The 17,721-nt window shown below is 66.6% G+C and carries 9 protein-coding genes and 1 pseudogene; 8 read left to right on the forward strand and 2 right to left on the reverse strand.

What is annotated here, in order from left to right:
• Positions 1-321: 321 nt before the first annotated feature.
• The 8 genes and pseudogenes from ACGFIK_RS14585 to ACGFIK_RS14620 form a co-directional block, all read left to right on the forward strand.
• Positions 322-666, forward strand: a pseudogene (locus ACGFIK_RS14585) (S1 RNA-binding domain-containing protein); the annotation flags it as partial.
• A 53-nt stretch (positions 667-719) separates the two neighbouring features.
• Positions 720-1,103, forward strand: a complete 384-nt coding sequence (locus tag ACGFIK_RS14590) for a helix-turn-helix transcriptional regulator (protein WP_327026525.1) — start codon at positions 720-722, stop codon at positions 1,101-1,103.
• Entirely contained in the window at positions 1,100-1,993 is an 894-nt protein-coding gene (locus ACGFIK_RS14595) for a hypothetical protein (protein ID WP_327026524.1), read from the forward strand. Before ACGFIK_RS14590 ends, ACGFIK_RS14595 begins: the two co-directional genes overlap by 4 nt.
• Before the next feature lie 119 nt (positions 1,994-2,112).
• The gene (locus ACGFIK_RS14600; protein ID WP_327026523.1) at positions 2,113-2,826 is read left to right on the forward strand and encodes a methyltransferase domain-containing protein; all 714 of its coding nucleotides are present in this window, start codon (positions 2,113-2,115) and stop codon (positions 2,824-2,826) included.
• A gap of 255 nt (positions 2,827-3,081) precedes the next feature.
• The gene (locus tag ACGFIK_RS14605; protein ID WP_393339659.1) at positions 3,082-6,681 is read left to right on the forward strand and encodes a LamG domain-containing protein; all 3,600 of its coding nucleotides are present in this window, start codon (positions 3,082-3,084) and stop codon (positions 6,679-6,681) included.
• Positions 6,682-6,933: 252 nt separating this feature from the next.
• On the forward strand, positions 6,934-13,365 hold the full coding sequence (locus ACGFIK_RS14610) for an RHS repeat-associated core domain-containing protein (RefSeq protein WP_327027153.1): 6,432 nt from the start codon (positions 6,934-6,936) through the stop codon (positions 13,363-13,365).
• A 21-nt stretch (positions 13,366-13,386) separates the two neighbouring features.
• Positions 13,387-13,719, forward strand: coding sequence for a hypothetical protein (locus ACGFIK_RS14615; RefSeq protein WP_327026521.1), 333 nt, complete (start codon positions 13,387-13,389; stop codon positions 13,717-13,719).
• Between the two features lie 206 nt (positions 13,720-13,925).
• Complete coding sequence (locus ACGFIK_RS14620) at positions 13,926-14,309, forward strand: hypothetical protein (RefSeq protein ID WP_327026520.1); 384 nt, start codon at positions 13,926-13,928, stop codon at positions 14,307-14,309.
• 621 nt (positions 14,310-14,930) lie between these two features.
• Here ACGFIK_RS14620 and ACGFIK_RS14625 read toward each other — a convergent pair.
• Both ACGFIK_RS14625 and ACGFIK_RS14630 read right to left on the reverse strand, forming a co-directional pair.
• Positions 14,931-16,148 carry an iron-containing alcohol dehydrogenase gene (locus tag ACGFIK_RS14625; RefSeq protein ID WP_327026519.1) on the reverse strand — a complete coding sequence of 406 codons (1,218 nt, stop codon included), beginning with the start codon at positions 16,146-16,148 and terminating at the stop codon, positions 14,931-14,933.
• Positions 16,149-16,235: 87 nt separating this feature from the next.
• Complete coding sequence (locus ACGFIK_RS14630) at positions 16,236-17,696, reverse strand: NAD-dependent succinate-semialdehyde dehydrogenase (protein ID WP_327026518.1); 1,461 nt, start codon at positions 17,694-17,696, stop codon at positions 16,236-16,238.
• Positions 17,697-17,721: the final 25 nt, after the last annotated feature.

Below are 17,721 nucleotides of genomic sequence, written 5' to 3' on the forward strand. Positions count from 1 at the left end.
GAGCGACGGTGGTTCATCTGAGCGTCTGGCCTTGATCGAAGGCGACACGGTGGTACTCGCCCAGGTGGTGCGAGCTGCGCAGGCATGGCACGACGGAGCGTCCTTGACCGAAATCCCTGAGGCCCCTCCGTTCGTCAAACTGACCGGTCGGACCGCTGGTCAGCGTGCCGACATCCCGTAATCTTCGAGTGGGCAGGACAGTTCTGCCGCGTCTGAGGAGCGACCACAGCGCGGCACAGTGGTGCGTGGAATCATCTCCGAGATCCACAACTTCGGCGTCTTCGTGCCTCTCGAGGGGGACCGGCCGGCTCGCCCGGCACTGGGTTCATTCGGATTCCGGAGCTGACCTGGGAGTACTTCTTCGACCCTGGCGACGTGGTGCACGCCGGGCAGCAGGTCACCTGCGAGGTGCTCGACTTCGACGTCACCCGTGGACAGGTACAGCTTTCGCTGAAGGCGTTGCAGGACGATCCGATGGTCACGTTCGCGGACCGGGTCGGTGAGGTGATGTCCGGGCCGGTCATCCAGGTGCCGTTCGGTGTCTTCGTCCGCGTCGCGCCGGGCATCGCGGGACTGCTCCACGAGCCCTCGGCGCAGCGCTTCGCCGGCTCGCTAGGTGCTCAGCCGTTCGTGACGCCGTCTGCTGAGGACGATCAGGTGAGGTGACCACGCTGGATGGTCACCTTGGCTAGATACTCATCTTGCTTGTATTTCAGGTTATGCGATCGACCTCGCGTCCCGCGCTGCGGGAACCGTCGTACTTCGTCCTTGCGGCTCTGCTCGGTGGCCCGCTTCACGGGCATGCCGTGATCAAGCGGGTGACCGAGCTGTCCGACGAGCGGGTGACCCTCGCCGCCGGTTCGCTGTACTCGGTGATCGACCGGCTGCTCGGCGAGGGACTCATCACCGCCGACGGCGAAGAGATCGTCAACGGGCGTGCCCGTCGCTACTACCGGCTCACCGACGAGGGCTACCGCGTACTCGCCGAGGAGGCCGACCGGCTCGCCCGGGCCGCCCGGGTGGTCATGGATCGGCTGCCGCACCGGGGCTTCCCGCTGGGAAGTGCCGATCAACCTTCTATCGTGAGGACCAGGCCAGCATGAGTTCTGATGTTCTGGAGAAGCGGTACCGAATGCTGCTGCGGGCCTATCCGGCCGGTTACCGCCGGGAGCGTGCCGACGAACTGATCGACACGTTGATCGGCGACGAACCGACCACCCGCCGCTGGCCCAGCATCCGGCAGGCGGCCGCACTGATCCGGGGCGGCCTACGGGTGCACGGCGGCAGCACTGCGGCCCGGCCCACCGCCGTGCTGCTCTGGCAGGGGCTTCACCTGGGCGCCATGGCGGTGCTGGCGCTGGGTGTGCTCATCGGCGTGAACGACATCGTCGCGACGTTCCAGTTCGGCGGATCCGCAGACCCCCTGCACGCCCTGCGGAACGAGGGCATCCAGATTGTCATGGCTAGCACGGCGCTGGTGGCGGTCGTCGCGGGCCACGACCGTACCGCCGCCGTCCTGGTGGTGACCGCGGCGGTGGTGCCGATCGTGATCTCTCCGTACCTGTTCCTCAACGGCCTGCCGCAGGTTTGGGCGCCGGTTGTCGCCGCGCCACTGGTCATCGCGGGCCTGTGGCGACCGGCGGACGTGCCGCCTGCGCCCCGGGCCAACGCGCTGCTGGTCATCGCCGGCATACTCGCCCTGCATCTGATCCCGGTGGAAGCCTTCCGCCCCGCCGCGATGAGTTCGCAGATCATTTCCGCCGCCATGGTGATCGTCGCCGTAGCCGCCTTCCTGTGGGTGGCGACAGCCGACCAGCGACTGCTGATCGCCGTCGCCCCGACCCTCCTGCTGGGCACGCTGCACCAACTGGGTAACACCGGAACGGGGGAACTGCTGCGCCGGCCCGACGCCCTGCCGTCCCTGGCCCTCGCGGTTTGCATGGTGGTCGTCGCGGTCGTCTCGACTCGGCTGCGGCAGCGCACCCGCGCCTGACCAGCCACCGGCAGGCGGTATGGCGCAGCCGCTGGATCATGGCGCAGAACGAGGACCTCCGCGTTCTGCGCCACCGCGAGCCGACATCGTGCAGGGGCTCCGGCAGGTACCCTTGGCCGGTGTTCTCGCCCCACGGTCCGTCTCTGCGGGAACTCTGCGTCCAGGCGTTCTCTTCGGTCGAGCGCGGCTATGACCTGCTGGCCCCGAAGTTCGACCACACGCCTTTCCGTACGCCGGACAGCTATCTCCGCGCGACAGCCGACGCGTTGTCCGAACTCGGCCCCTTCGACCAGGGCCTGGACGTGTGCTGCGGCACCGGGGCGGGCATGGCGGTGCTCAGGTCCGTGTGCCGAGCCGGCATCACCGGCGTGGACTTCAGCGCCGGCATGCTCGCCCAGGCACGCAGCGCCCACCCGGACGCCACCTGGGTTCAGGCCGATGCGCGTGCCCTGCCGTTCACCGGAGGCTTCAGCCTGGCCGTCAGCTTCGGAGCGCTCGGGCACTTCCTGCCCACCGAGCGACCGGCCCTCTTCGCGGGCGTCCACCGCGCGCTGCGGCCCGGCGGGATCTTCGCCCTCCCGATCGGTGCACCGCCGCCACTGACCTCGACCGCGCACTGGGCCGCGCTCGGCTTCGACCTGGCCATGCGGGTACGCAACACCGTGTGGCGACCCCCCTTCGTCATGTACTACCGGACCAACCCGCTGCCCGCAGTGCGCGACGACCTGACAGCGGCCGGCTTCACCGTCACCACCGTCGCCCTGACCGCCCTGGGACAGCGCCGTGACGGCAACCCACGGTGCCGGCTAGTCCTCGCCCGACGACCACGCTGAAAGCACGATCCGCGATTACGGACCGCATCCACGGACGCGGGAGCGGTGCGTGAGAGTGACCTGTATCACAACATTGAAGACTATCGAATAGATTGAGATCGCTCTGAGTGATCAAGAGTGGTCCATCCCATCAATTGATCGACATGTAGCGATCAGTGGCGGTGAGTGATGGATCCGCCACCCTGGGGCGGTGCAACCTCGGGGAGGTTGCACCTCTACTGTCGCTGCCACTACTTGCTCTTACGGGGGTGTGTGTTGGGCGTTCGGTGGCGGCGTGGGCTGTCGGCTGGAGTCACAGCCGTGTTGGCTGTTGGAGTGATCGGTGTTCCAGCGCCGGAGCGGGTTGCTGCGGGAGAACGGCAGTGCGTGGATACAGCCGCTTCCGAGGCCGAGGCGAGCGCGCTGGCTACGTCATGCGGGCAGCCCGTCGTGGTGGACGGGTCGCGAACGGAATTCGCCGAGGTCACCGCGCTGCCGGACGGACGGCTGCAATTCGCGTCGTCGGTGGTGCCGCAGCGCACCCGCAAGGACGGCCGGTGGGAGGAGATCGACCTCAACCTGGCCCGAGGCGGGGATGGCTTGTGGCGACCCCGGGCGTCCGTCGCGGATGTGGCGTTCTCGGACGGCGGGCAAGCCGCGCTGGTGACGTTGACGCGAGCCGGGCGCGCGGTCACGCTCTCGTGGCCGGAGGCCCTGCCGGCCCCGACGGCTTCGGGTGACTCGTTGATCTACCCGAACGTGCTTTCCGATGTGGACCTGGTGGTGCGGGCGACGCGGACCGGCTTCACGCACGTTCTGGTGGTCAAGACGCCGGCGGCGGCAGCCCTCCCAGGAGTACGCGCGCCGCGGTTCCGGGTCGGTGGGAACTCCGAGATCGTCCCAGGTCCGGGCGGCAGCTTGCGAGCCATGGCAGGTACTGCTGTCGTCGCCTCGGCGGAACCGGCGGTCATGTGGGATTCTCGGCTGCAAGCCCCCGAGGGAGTCGCGTCGCGAGGTGCGTCGCAGCAAAGCGACCCGTCGACGCCGACGGCGGCCGGAGACGCGGCGCGGGTCGGCGCGGTCGGCGTCGAGGTTTCCGACGGCGATCTGGTGCTGCGTCCGGATGTGGCGCTCCTTGATGATCCGGACGCGGTGTTCCCGCTCTTCGTCGACCCTGCCTGGTCGGTCTTCAAGAGCAAGTGGGCGTACGGAACGAACAACGGCTCATCGAACTCGGACACGAGCAGAGCGCGAGTGGGGTTGAACCCGGACACCGGCGCTCTGTATCGGTCGTACTTCGAGTTCTCGACAACGGCCAACGGGGTGTCCCTCAAGGGTAAGCACATCGAGTCGGCCTACGTGCAGATGAAGCTGGACCATTCCTGGTCCTGCGACGAGACGGTCACGTCGATGTACGCGACCCCGTCGATCAACGCGACGCCGAAGGCGGGTTGGACGACGATGAAGCTGAAGTCGTTCCTGAACACGGCCACCGGGAATGCGAACGAGGCGGGTGGGTGTTCCTCGATCCAACCCGACATGATCATGAACTTCCAAGGAAACAACACCACCGACCACGTAAAGGCAGCCGCAAACGGAAAGTGGAACTCGATCACGGTGGGGTTCACCGGACGAGCGTCAGACGGGTCGGGTGAGTCGACGCAGAGCCGGTGGAAGAAGTTCTACCCCAACGACGCCAAACTGATCGTCGACTACGACAGCAAGCCCGGTGCTCCGCACAGCCTGCAGGTCGCCGGAGTGGCCTGTAATTCCGGGGTGCTGACGGTCGGCACGCTGACCCCGACGTTCTCTGCAGTCTTTCCCGACGCCGACCCCAGCGATTCCTTGACCGGTAGGTTCGAATGGATCGAGGTCCCAGCCGGGGGCATGGGCGCGGTGACGGACACCTACCCGACCCGCAAGAGCGCACCACCGGCGAAGACGGGAATCACTCCCAACACCGAGGCGGAGAGCAACCCAGTAACCATCGCAAAGGGGCCCACGTACGCATTCCGCGCCAAGGGTACCGACAAGGCCCCGTATTCGATCACCGGGCCCTGGTCGTCGTGGTGCCGATTCGCCGCGGACACCACCGTGCCAGAAGCGCCCCGGTTCAGCCTGTTTCCCCCGATGGGTCGTCCTGGCGAGGCCGTATCGATCAGCTTCACTGCTTCATCGGACGTGACCAAGTTCCGCTACGGATGGTCCAACCCGCCGACGACCGAGATAGCCGCCAGCGGCACCACAATTTTTAAGACGGCTACGGCCCGCGTCACCGTGCCAAGCTTCGGACAGAACACCTTCTGGGTTCGCGGCATCGATGCGACTGGCAATCTCGGCAACATCGGGTCCCTCACGTTCAATGCTCTGCCCACCTCACCGGCGATCGCGAAATGGGGCCTGGAGGAGTATCCGGGCATCAACCAGACTGTGGCGCTCGCCGACCAGCAGCCGGCCCGGGGCGGTCAGACCGACCTGATCGCATCGAACGTCAACTGGACCGACGACGTGAGGATGAACGGTGGCAAGACCGTCGGTTTGAACGGTGCCTCCTCGGCGCTGACCACGTCAGGCAGTGTCCTCGATACGAGCGATTCCTTCAGCGTCGCCGCGTGGGTTCGGCTCAACTCGCTGCCGACGACCGGCGACAACGTCGTCGCATCCCAAGCGGGGGTCAACACCGCCGGCTTCCATCTCGGCACCCGGGTGATCGGCTCGCCGGCCACGCCACGCTGGTCCTTTCTGATGAAGGACAGTGACAACCAGTCAAGTACCACCCGCGCGGCATACAGCAGCATCGCCTTGACCGCAGCCGATGTCGGACTATGGACGCATATCACCGGCGTGTATGACAAACCCGCTGGCAAAGTGCGGCTCTACGTCGACGGGGCACTGGCCGCCGAGGTCGATCGGAGCGTGCCACCGTGGACTGCCACGGGCACGTTCGCGGTGGGCCGAGGGTGGAGCTCTGGCGTGGCTGACAACTGGTTCCACGGCAACGTCGCCGATGTCCAAGCCTACGACCGGGTGATCGTGCCAGACGACTTCACCGGTAAACCGGCACACGACCCGACGGCCAGCTGGTTCCACGAGCCAGGGATGCTGACGCCGGTGCAGGTTGGCAACTGGAACTTCGAGGCTGCGACTCCGTGCTACCTGGCCGACTTGAGGGACACCTGCGAGGCACCCGACACGGTGACTGCCTGGGGTCGATGGCTGGCATTGACGCGGGGATCAAGCGTGGGTGCCGGCTATTCCAACAACGGCTCCGGCTTGTGGCTCGATTACGAATACTTCCCGGAGGAGGGATACGTCGAGAGCACCGGAGAGTACGCACGGAGCGCGGTGAAGACGGGCACCACGCCACCGGATGCCGACGGTCTGGAGTTCACCCAGTGGCAGGACAAGCCAGTTCTGCGCACTGACCAGTCGTTCACGATATCGGCCTGGGTGATGCTCGATCGGCTCGACGGCATGCGGACGGCGGTATCCCAGCGAGGAGTGCACGAGAGCGCTACCTGGCTCAAGTTCAACTCCACCCTGGGCAAGTGGCAGTTCCTCGTCAGCGCCGCCGATGCCAACACCACGTCCACGGCCAGCGTCACCTCGACATCGGTTGCCGAGGAGGGCGTGTGGACCCACCTGACCGGGGTGTACGACGCCGGGCGCAAGCAGCTTCGCCTCTATGTCAATGGTGAGCTCGAAGGGGTTACGAGCATCGGGTTCACCCCGATGGCGTCGACCGGCCCGCTGCTGGTGGGTCGCACCCTGTGGAGAGGCGAACTCATGGACCAGTGGACCGGCGGCATCGACGATGTCGCAGTGTTCCAGGGTGCGCTGACGGACGCGGCGGTGTACCTGCTCTACGACTCGTAGCCTCGGCTGGGCTGGGTCGGCACCGCGGCCGGTGCTCGACGCTGCTGACCCAGCCCAGCAGTCGCTCACCCTCCAGCTTTGGCGTGGCCGGACCGGACACGTCGGACCCCTTTCTTCCATTGCTCGTGCCGATATGACCCATCTGCACCCTTGCTCCGTGCGGCTGTTCTTACCGGGGAGAAATGCATGTTGTCTGCACGATCCGTCCACGATTCGCCGCGGCCACCACGGAGCATTCATCGAGCGCACCGACTGCGTCGTTGGATCGCCGGCCTCACCGTCATCCCCGTAACAGCGTCGCTGCTGGTCGCTTTGCCGGCGGAGGCCGCCGTTGCGAGGGCAGAGCCCGTGCGACCGCCGGTTGAGGAACTCGATCCACACGGCGGTCCGGTGTCGGGACGGGCATGGACGCAGAAGCTGATGCAGGAGACTCTCGTCCCGAAGCCGGTATGGCCGGCAGCAAGTACCGCTCGGGCGACGCTCGCCGCACCGAGCACGCCTGGCCGGGGCGTTCGGGCAGGCACGCTGCCAGTATGGGTCGCTCGCAGTGGCGGCCCAGCCGGCGCGCGCGTCACCAGCGTGGACGTGCAGATCGTGGACCGGGAGTTACTGTCGGCCAACTGGCGTGACGGCCTGGTGCTCAAGGTGACGGCACCGATCGGGGCTGCTGCCGGCACGGCCAAGGTTTCGGTGGACTACAGCTCCTTCCGGTACGCGGTGGGTGGATCATGGGCGTCACGGCTGCGGCTGTGGCAGGTACCGGCCTGTGCCCTGTCGACACCCGATGCACCGGGTTGCCGATCGGTACCGCTTCCCACCACGAACGATCTCGGTGAGGGCGTGGCGACCGCGGAGGTGACCGCCGTTTCCACCGCGGCGGCATCTAGGGAAATGGCGCGGTTGTCGGGGGAGATGACGACCCAGGCGAGTGGCTCCTTCCTCGCCCTTGCGGCGGCAGGCGCGGGCGCCGACGGCGACTTCACCGCCACCAGCCTCGCCCCCTCGTCGACGTGGTCGGCCGGGTCGTCCTCCGGGGACTTCTCATGGAACTACCCCCTGCGTACGCCTCCGGCGACTGGACCGGAACCGTCGGTCGGGTTGGCCTACTCGTCCGCCTCCGTCGATGGTCGGTCGGAGGTGACCAACAACCAGCCGTCGTGGATCGGTGAGGGTTTCGACTATTCGCCGGGGTTCATCGAGCGGCGGTACGTGTCCTGTGCGGAGGACCGGAAGAAGAGCGGCGCGAACAACACGACGGACACCGGCGACCTGTGCTGGCGGTCGGACAACGCGACGATGAACCTGAACGGCCGCAGCACCGAGCTGGTCTTCGAAACCGGCAAAGGCTGGCACGCGCGTACCGAGGACGGCTCGAAGATCGAGAAGCTGACCGGTGCGTCAGGCAACGGTGACAACAACGGTGAGCACTGGAAGGTCACCACCACCGACGGCACGCAGTACTTCTTCGGTCTGCACTCACTGCCGGGCCATACGTCGAAGACCAACTCGACCCTGGCCGTACCGGTGTTCGGCAACCACTCCGGAGAACCGTGCCACCAGACGGCTTTCGCCAACTCCGACTGCCAGCAGGCATGGCGGTGGAATCTGGACTACGTCGTCGACGTGCGCGGCAACACGATGTCGCTCTGGTACGGCAAGGAGACCAACAAGTACGCCCGCAACGACACCGACTCCGACGACGTGTCCTACGACCGGGCAGGGTATCTGGAGCGGATCGACTACGGCACCTATGACCGCACGTCGGCCATCCACGGAGTGACCGAACGGAAAGTCACTCCGTACGCGAAGATCGTCTTCGATACCGACATGCGGTGCTTCTCGAACTGCGGCACCGAGTCCAACCCGGTGAAGGCGTCGTGGAAGGACACCCCCTGGGACCAGGAGTGCAAGGCGTCGGCGACGTCATGTGCGCAGCAGTACTCGCCGACCTTCTGGACGACCAAGCGGTTGAAGAAGGTCACCACCTGGGTGTGGGACACCACGAAGACCACCCCGGCATGGCAGGACGTCGAGTCGTGGACCCTGTCGCACACCTTCGCGGCGACGGCGGACTCCACTCACACCGGGCTGTGGCTGAACCGGATCGACCACGCGGGGCATGTCGGCGGCACCGTCAGCCTACCGCCGGTGACCTTCGAGGCGGAGTCGTTGCCGAACCGGGTGCTGACCGAACACGGCACGACCGACAACTGGTTGCGGATATCCAGCATCGTCACGGAGACCGGGTCCCGAATCAAGGTCGACTACGCGCAGCCGGAGTGCACCGAGGCGATGGTGGAAGGGTTGCAGCCGCATACCAACACCAAGCGGTGCTACCCGGTACGGGTGCCGGACCCGACCGACCCGACCGGTCAGCGACTGATCACCGAATGGTGGCACAAGCACCGGGTCGAGCATGTGGCCGAGGATGACGTGCAGTTGGCCAACGGCCACCAGGCGCCGTCGAAGCACACCTGGTACGAGTACGTGGGATCGCCGGCGTGGCACTACGCCGACGACGACAGTCTGAGCAGGCCGGAACGCAAGACGTGGTCGCAGTGGCGTGGCTACGCCCAGGTCAAGACCCGCGTCGGTGACGACTCGGCGACCCGGACCCTCGCGGTGACGACCTTCATGCGGGGCATGCACGGCGACAAGGCCAGCCCCAGCGGAGGCACCCGCAGCGTGACAGTCCCCGCCTCGCTGGGCTCGGAGACGGTCTACGACCATGACCAGTTCGCCGGCCAGGTGCGGGAGCAGGTCGTCTACAACGGGGTGGAATCCAAGCCGGTGTCCAAGACGGTGAACGTGCCGTGGCGGTCCAACCCGACCGCGAGCCGGACGATCAACGGTGACATCGTCGAGGCCCGCTTCGTCGACACACAGACCACCTACACCGCGACCGCCCTCGGCGTCGACGGCAGCCGGGGCTGGCGCACCTCACGCGGCACCAAGCACCTGGACCACACCTACGGCACGGTCAACTGGTCCCAGGACGACGGCGACATCGCCGTCACCGGCGACGAGAAGTGCATCACCTACCACTACAACCGCAACACCGGCAAGAACCTCACCACGACGGTGAAGCAGACCACCACCACCGCGCTGGCCTGCGGCACGAACCCCACCACCATCGACGACGTGATCTCCGACGCGCGGAGCTACTACGACGGGGCCACCAGCGTCGACACCGCACCGACCTTCGGTCTGGTCACGAAGACCGAGCAGCTCAAGGACTGGGCAGCCGGCACCGGCACGGTCTGGCAGGTCGTGTCGCAGGGCAGCTACGACCCGACGGGTCGGCCGGTGAGTGCTACCGACATCAAGGGCAACGTCACGACGACCGCGTACACGCCGGCCGTCGGAGGCCCGGTCACGAAGGTGACCACGACCGGTCCGGCGCCGTTCAACTGGACCTCGTCGGTGGAAACGAACCCCTACTGGGGTGCCACCGTCAAGGCCACCGACCCCAACAACAGGGTGCTCTCGGAGGTCGAGCACGACGCGCTCGGCCGCGTCAGCAAGGTGTGGGGGCTCGGCTGGACCAAGGCGGCCAATCCGAGCACCCCGTCCGCGCAGTACACGTACACCTTCGCCGCAGGCCGCAACGCCTATCCGTACGTCAGAGCACAGGTACTGAACGCGGACGGCAACTACACCACCTCGTACGAGATCCTCGACGGGTTGCTGCGTACCCGGCAGACCCAGAGCCTGGCGGCGGACGGCACCGGAAACCGGGTGGTCACCGACACGCTCTACGACAGCCTCGGCCGGCCGTCCGTCTCCTACGGCGCGCATGCCGAACCCGGGGCCCCCTCCGGCACGTTGTGGTGGGAACCGGAGTGGTCTCTCCCCGCCGTCTCCAAGACCATGTTCGACCGGGCATCCCGCCCCACGAACACGATCTTCCTGGCCGGTGACGGGGTCACCAACCTGGTCGAGAAGTGGCGCACCATCACCGCCCACGAGGGCGACCTCACCAAGGTGACACCGCCCCAGGGCGGCACCGCGACCACCACCGTGACCGACATCGAAGGCCGCGTCGTCAAACTGCGCCAGCACACCACCGCATCCGGCGTCGGCGGGGCCTACCAGGAGACCCAGTACGTCTACAACCGCAAGGGCCAGCTGATCAGGACCGTCGACCCGGCAGGAAACCGCTGGGTCAACGAGTACGACGCCAAGGGCCGTCTGTGGCGCACGACCGACCCCGACAAGGGCGAGACGACCAGCTTCTTCACCGACAACAACGAGTTGGAAAAAACGACCGACGCCCGCGGTGAGGTGCTCTGGTACGTCTATGACGCGTTGGGTCGGAGGAAGGAACTGCGCGACGATTCCGCCACCGGAGCGCTGCGCGCGGAATGGAAATACGACACCCTCTACACCGGTCAGAGCGGCTTCAGGGGCCAACTCACCCAGGCGGTCCGCTATGAACCCGCCGGCAGCAGCAACGCCTACCGGTGGCAGGTGCGCAGCTTCGACGACCGTTACCAGCCCAAGGGCGTCAACTACGTCATCCCCACCAGCGAAACCGGCCTGAACGGCACCTACATCTACGCCTACAACTACTCGGCGGCGACCGGCGCACCGACATCGGTCTCCTACCCGGCCGCTGGGGGCCTGGTCACCGAGGAAGTCACGACCGACTACGACGCCACCACCGGCATGCCGGTCCGGTTGGACACCAGCCTCACCGGCGCGGCCGGCACGATGGCCACCGCCACCTACACGGCCTACGGCGAACGCAGCGGCTCCATCTACAAAATGCCCGGCGGCGTCTGGACCCAGGACACCGTCTACCGTGACGAGGCCACCCGCCGCATCGACCGCACCACCGTGCAGCGGGAAACCACCGTCGGCACCGTCTCCGACCGCAACTACACCTACGACCACAGCGGCAACATCACCTCCATAGAAGAGAAGCCGCAGATCGGTCAGGCCGACACCCAGTGCTTCCGGCAGGACCTGCTGGGCCGGCTCACCAGCGCCTGGACCCCAAAGGCCGGAGTGAACTGCCAGGCCGACCCGGCGGTGGCGAACCTGGGCGGTCCGGCACCGTACTGGCACGACTGGACCTTCGACACCTCCGGTTCCCGACTGACCGAAACCAGCCACACCGCCGGCGGCGACACCACCCGCAGCTACACGGTGCCGACCGGCGGCCCGAACGTCGTGCGACCGCACGCCGTCACCGCCATGACCACCCAAGCGCCAGGCCAAAGCGCCGTGGCCAGCAACTACGCCTACGACGGCGCCGGGAACACGATCTGCCGGCCGACCGGCACCGCCGCCAACAACTGCGGCACCGGTACCAACAGCCAGACCCTGGGTTGGAACGCCGAAGGCAAGCTCGCCACCGTCGCGGCCGGCGGCCAGACCATCGAAACCAACATCTACGACGCCGACGGCGTCAGGATCATCCGTCGCGACAGCAGCGGCACCACCCTCTACCTCCCCGGGCAGGAGATCCGCCGCGAAGGTGGCGTCAACACCGGCACCCGCTACTACAGCTTCGCCGGCACCGTCTGCGCATCCCGCACGGCAGGCTCGGCGACCACGAATCTGACCTGGCTGTTCGACGACCACCAGGGCACTCAACAGATCGGGGTCAACGCCGGCACCCAGGCTGTTTCGATTCGCCGTCAGACCCCGTACGGGGCGCCGCGCGGTACGAACCCGGTCTGGGTGAACAACAAGGGCTTCGTCGGCGGGGACATCGACCCCACCGGGCTGACCAACATCGGCGCCCGGCAGTACGACCCGACGCTGGGCCGGTTCATCTCCGTCGACCCGGTCCTCGTCGCCGACAGCCCGGCCCAGTACAACGCGTACCAGTACGGCGGAAACAACCCGATCGACAACGCCGACCCCACCGGAATGTACTTCACTGAGAACAACGACGACACCGGTGACCGCGCCTACGTCGACACCACCCCCTCCGGCGAGACGGTCACCAGGATCGTCAAGAAGCACGTCCCACCGGCCTGTGGGTCAAGCTGCCAGCAACAACGTGAGGCGTACCGAAAAGCCAGCAACGAACGCGCCGAAGCAGAACGCAAACAACGCGAATGTCGCGCCAGCTTCTGGTGCCGCAACGGGGAAGGGCTCAAGTCTGGGCTCAGCGCTGCGGGTAACTGGCTTGTCGAGCACAAAAGTGCGATCCTGACAGGCGCCGCAATCGTGGCCGCTGGCGTCTGCATCGTGGCTACCGCAGGTGTCTGCTTCGCTGCGGCCGCCGGAGCAGCCAGCGCCAGTGCCTTGTACCGGATGAATGATTTCGCGAGGAGCGACATGACCAAGGCAGACATCGCAAAGCTCGGTGTCGGTCTGGCTACAGATCTCGGATCGGCGTTCATCCCAGGGGCCCGTGTCGCCTCCGGCACCACCAAGTTCTTAGCGCAGAACTCGATTAGAGTTCCGTTGGGCCGCGTGGGAGAAGCGTTGACCGGGGCGAAGTCGATCAACTTCGGAAACGGTCGGCTGGGATCGTCGTCGGTCGGTAGGATTCCGCTGGGCCGTGTGGGGAAAGCGTTGACTGGAGCCACAGCGATCAATTACGGAATTGGTCGATTCGAAGCGGGGACGCGTTGGGTTCCGCAAAAGGCAATGTACACCGTGGGTGGATGGATTACCGCCAATCACGACCCATTTACGAACGCTGTCGGCGCTGTCATGGACTGACCGGCTTCTTGGGGAAATAACATGTTGATCGTCACAGTGTTGTTCGTTGTCGCAGGGCTGTCCGCATTGATCTGGATGGCCAACTGGCCCTTCGGTACGCCCGGGGAAAAGGGTCTCAGTGACGAGCAGCTTCGTATTAATGCCGCACATAACCGGCGTCACCATCGCGGTGTGGCACAAATTATGTTGCCTGTTCTTGCCGTCGGCTTCGGAATTACCTCGATCAGGATTCTCGTAGACGGGAAAAGTGGGTTCGCGGCGGCTGCCATGGCTGTGTCTTCGGTCGTGTGCGTCGGCATTTTCGTCGCGCTCATAAAGAACGGACGCAGGCGGCGGTCATCGAATCGGCGATGAAATGCTCGAGATTGGGCGGGCGTGGGTCGGCGGTGGTAAACGTCGACCCCCCGGATCCAGCGTGTAATGTTGTCAGGCGCTAGCGAAAGTGTTGGCCTCAAGAGCGGGCAGGACCACGTGGGAGGTGATCGCAGTTGTCGAAGCGTGGCAATCATCGTCAAGGTAAGGCAATATCGGGCGTCGGTGATTCTGCTAGGACGGCCAAGTTGACGATCAGCCTTGCCTATCCGCCAACGGCAATCATTTACCGGGCCACGAAGCCGCGCCTGTTGGTCGATGGTGTCGACGTCGGAGTGGCGCGGTGGGGCGAACACCGAGTGCCAGTCACGGCTGGTCGACACCGGGTGCAGGTATGGGTGCCGTATTTGCTGCCTCGAAAGGCCGGACGAGCGCAGGCGGACGTCGCGGTGAATGCTGGCGAAGTTGCCGTAGTCGCCTACATGGCGCCGGCGGTGACCTTCGCTCGGGGGTCGTTAGGCAGTCCGGGGCAGAAGTCGACCGGGCTCTCGACAGTGATGGTCTTCAACGCTGCCGTGATCGTCGTGACGATCGCCGCCCTGCTAGCTCTCCTGATGGCCAACCTCACCTGAACTATGGGCGCCCCTCCCTGCGAAGAAGAGGGATTTCAGGTGTCCCCGGACACCGTCGTGTGCACCGCCACCAAGTTGACCTTCAATCTCTTGAGGGCCTGAGAGAGTTCGACGAATTACAGGTACACCCCCTTGTTGATGTCTTCTTGTCTGGGGAAGAGCATCAACAAAGGGCGGTTCTGAGGGCCAGTGAGTCTTCATCGTCGAGGCGGACGCTGCGACAGTCAGTTCAGGGATGAGAGTAGATGCCGTTTGACGGTGGGTCTGTCTTCGGAGTCATGGATCGCCGCTACTCCATGATCACCGATGCATCCCCACTTATTTCCTAGCCTCCACATAGGGTCGAAAGCAATTCGAGCCTCCTGGTCAGACAACCGCGGGCCGACTAGGCAATTGCCCCGCAGCCAGGTCACAGCTTCACTGCTCTAGTGAGGGCGGTATGGGTCGCGCTTGCGGTCGTAGGTCGAGGGATCGGGCACCCTTTTGATCAGCCTCTGTGTATCGGGGAGCGGAGCGGACGCCAGGATGCCGCTCTTTGCTGCGGGGGCGCACCGTCACCTGCGAGGAGACAAAGGTCTCATTATCGGGGTGCTATCGCCCGATCGAATGTGTGTGCCTGGGTCAGGACCGTCTGGTTCGATCCCCGGTCCAGGCTGCTTCGAGGATCGCGGTCAGGCTGGCGGTGTCGGTGGGGCCGGGATGGTTCTGGATCAGGCGGGTGACCCCGCCGGCCAGCTCCGCGAAGCGGGGGAGGTCGGCGCGGGCCACACCGATGTCCGCCAGGGTGGGCGGGATGCCGATGTCGGCGAGGAGCCCGTCGAGCCAGGTGAGGAACGTGTCTGTGGCCTCGGCATCCGAGGCGTCGGTCACGTCGAGCCCGCACACCCCGGCGAGGACGGCCAGCCGGTCGCCGATGGCTTCCCTGGCCGCGTCCAGCGCGTACGGCAGCAGCAGCCCGACGCCCAGGCCGTGTGGCGTGTGCGTGGCGGCGCCGATGGGGTACTGGAGGGCGTGCGGGGCGGCGTTGCCCGCGTGGGAGAAGGCCAGCCCGGCCAGCACGGACCCGTAGGACATGTCCGCGCGGGCCTGGGTGTCGGCACCGTTGCCGACCGCCCGCCGCAGGCTACGGGCGATCCGCTCGGCGGCCAGGAGCGCGTAGTGGTCGGTGATCGGGTTGCGGCCGAGGAACACCTGCTCCACCAGGTCACGGGGTCCGTGGGCTCGGGGTCGCGCGGTGTAGCTCTCCACCGCGTGACAGAAGGCGTCGATGCCGGAGTGGGCGGTGACCGTCGCCGGGCAGGTGTAGGTGAGTTCGGGGTCGACGATGGCGAAGTCGGGCACGATGTGGACGCTGGAGACCCCCACCTTCAGTGCGCGGTCCGGGTCGGTCAACACCGAGACCGGGGTGAGTTCGGAGCCGGTGCCGGAGGTCGTCGGGACCGCGACGAGGGGAAGGGTCGGCCCCGGCACCCTCGACTCGCCGTAGAAGTCGCGCGGTGTCCCACCGTGGCGCCGGATGACACCGACGATCTTGGCCAGGTCGATCACCGAACCGCCCCCGATGGCGAGGATCACCTCGGCCTCCACCTCGGCGGCTACCGAGCCGGCCAGGGCGACATCGGCGAGGGGCACCTCCGCGGTGGCGTCGGAGAACACCTCCACGACCTCGACCCTCTCCCGTACGGCGGCCACGATCTCGGACACGCGCGGCTGCGCCAGCAGCACCCGGTCGGTCACGACGAGGACCCGCGAGCCGCTCTCGGCCACCACTCGGGGGATGTTCTGTGCGACCCCTTCGCCCACGATCAGTTGGCGTGGTCCGCGGACGGTCTCAAGCATGTCAGTGCCTCTCCGGAACGTCAGCGGCGATAGGCGGGACGGACCTCCAGGCCACCTGCGAGACCGGGACGGCGTCGGCGAGGTCGGTCACCGCAGGTCGATCGCGGCGTAGGTGAGGTCGAGGTATTCGAGGATGCCCTCGTGTGACCCTTCCCGGCCGATTCCGGACTGCTTGACGCCGCCGAACGGCGCTGAGGGGTCCGAGATCAGGCCACGGTTGATGCCGAGCATCCCGGTGTCCAGCCCTTCGGTGAACCGCAGGGCCCGTTGCAGGTCGCGGGTGAAGACGTAGCCGACCAGGCCGTACTCGGTGTCGTTGGCCTTGGCTATCACCTCCTCGTCGGAGGTGAAGGGGATGATCGGCGCAACCGGGCCGAAGATCTCGGCCGCCAGCATCCGCGCATCGTCGGGCACGTCGACCAGGACGGTGGGCGGGTAGAAATGGCCCGGCCCGTCCGGACGCTCGCCGCCCACCAGGACCCGGGCGCCGCGGTCGACGGCGTCGGCCACAAGCTCGTCGATCGTGGTGACCGAGGGGGCGTCGATCAATGCCCCGACCTCCACCCCGTCGTCGAGACCATGGCCCATCGACAGCGCGCCCATCCGCTCGGCGAAACGCGCCGTGAACTCCTCGCGTACCGGCTCCTCGACGTAGATCCGGTTGGCGGCGACGCAGGACTGCCCGATGTTGCGCATCTTGGCCACCATGGCCCCGTCGAGGGCTACCTCCAGGTCAGCGTCGGCACACACGATCAGGGCGGCGTTGCCGCCCAGTTCCATGGAGGTACGCAGTACGTTGTCCGCCGCCTGTCGCAGCAGCACCCGCCCCACCTCGGTCGACCCGGTGAACGACAGCTTGCGGGTCCGAGCGTCGGCCAGCAGTGCGGAGACCACCTCGCCGGAACGCCTGGTGGTGACCACGTTGACGACCCCCGGCGGAACGCCTACCTCCTGCATGATGCGGGCCAGCAACAGCATGGTCAGTGGGGTCTGGGCTGCCGGCTTGGTGATGGTCGTGCAGCCGGCGGCCAGCGCGGGAGCGATCTTGCGGGCCCCCATGGCCAACGGAAAGTTCCAGGGCGTCACGAAGACGCAGGGGCCGACCGGCTTCGGCACGGTGAGGATGCGATAACCACCGGCGGGAGCGGTGCTGTAGCGGCCCTCGACGCGTACCGCCTCCTCGGCGAACCATCGGAAGAACTCGGCGCCGTACCCCACCTCCGCCCTGGCCTCGGCGAGCGGCTTGCCCATCTCCAGGGTTATCAGCCGGGCGACCTCCTCGGATCGCTCGGTCAGGGCCCGGTAGGTAGCGGTCAACAACTCCGACCGTTTCCGCGGCGGGGTCGCCGCCCACTGCGCCGCCGCCTTGCTCGCCGCCTCCAGAGCGGCTAGTCCGTCGGCGACGTCGGCGTCCGCCACCTCGGCGATGGTCTTGCCGGTGGCCGGGTCCTCGACGGCGAAGGTGGCTCCGCTTGCGGCGTCGCGCCAGACGTCGCCGATCCGCAGCCGCCGGTACTCGGGGGCCAGAACCTTCATCGGGTCACTCATCGCGTCGCTCCTGTGATCATCAACG

It is taken from the genome of Micromonospora sp. NPDC048871 (assembly GCF_043198155.1).
Classification (GTDB): domain Bacteria; phylum Actinomycetota; class Actinomycetes; order Mycobacteriales; family Micromonosporaceae; genus Micromonospora.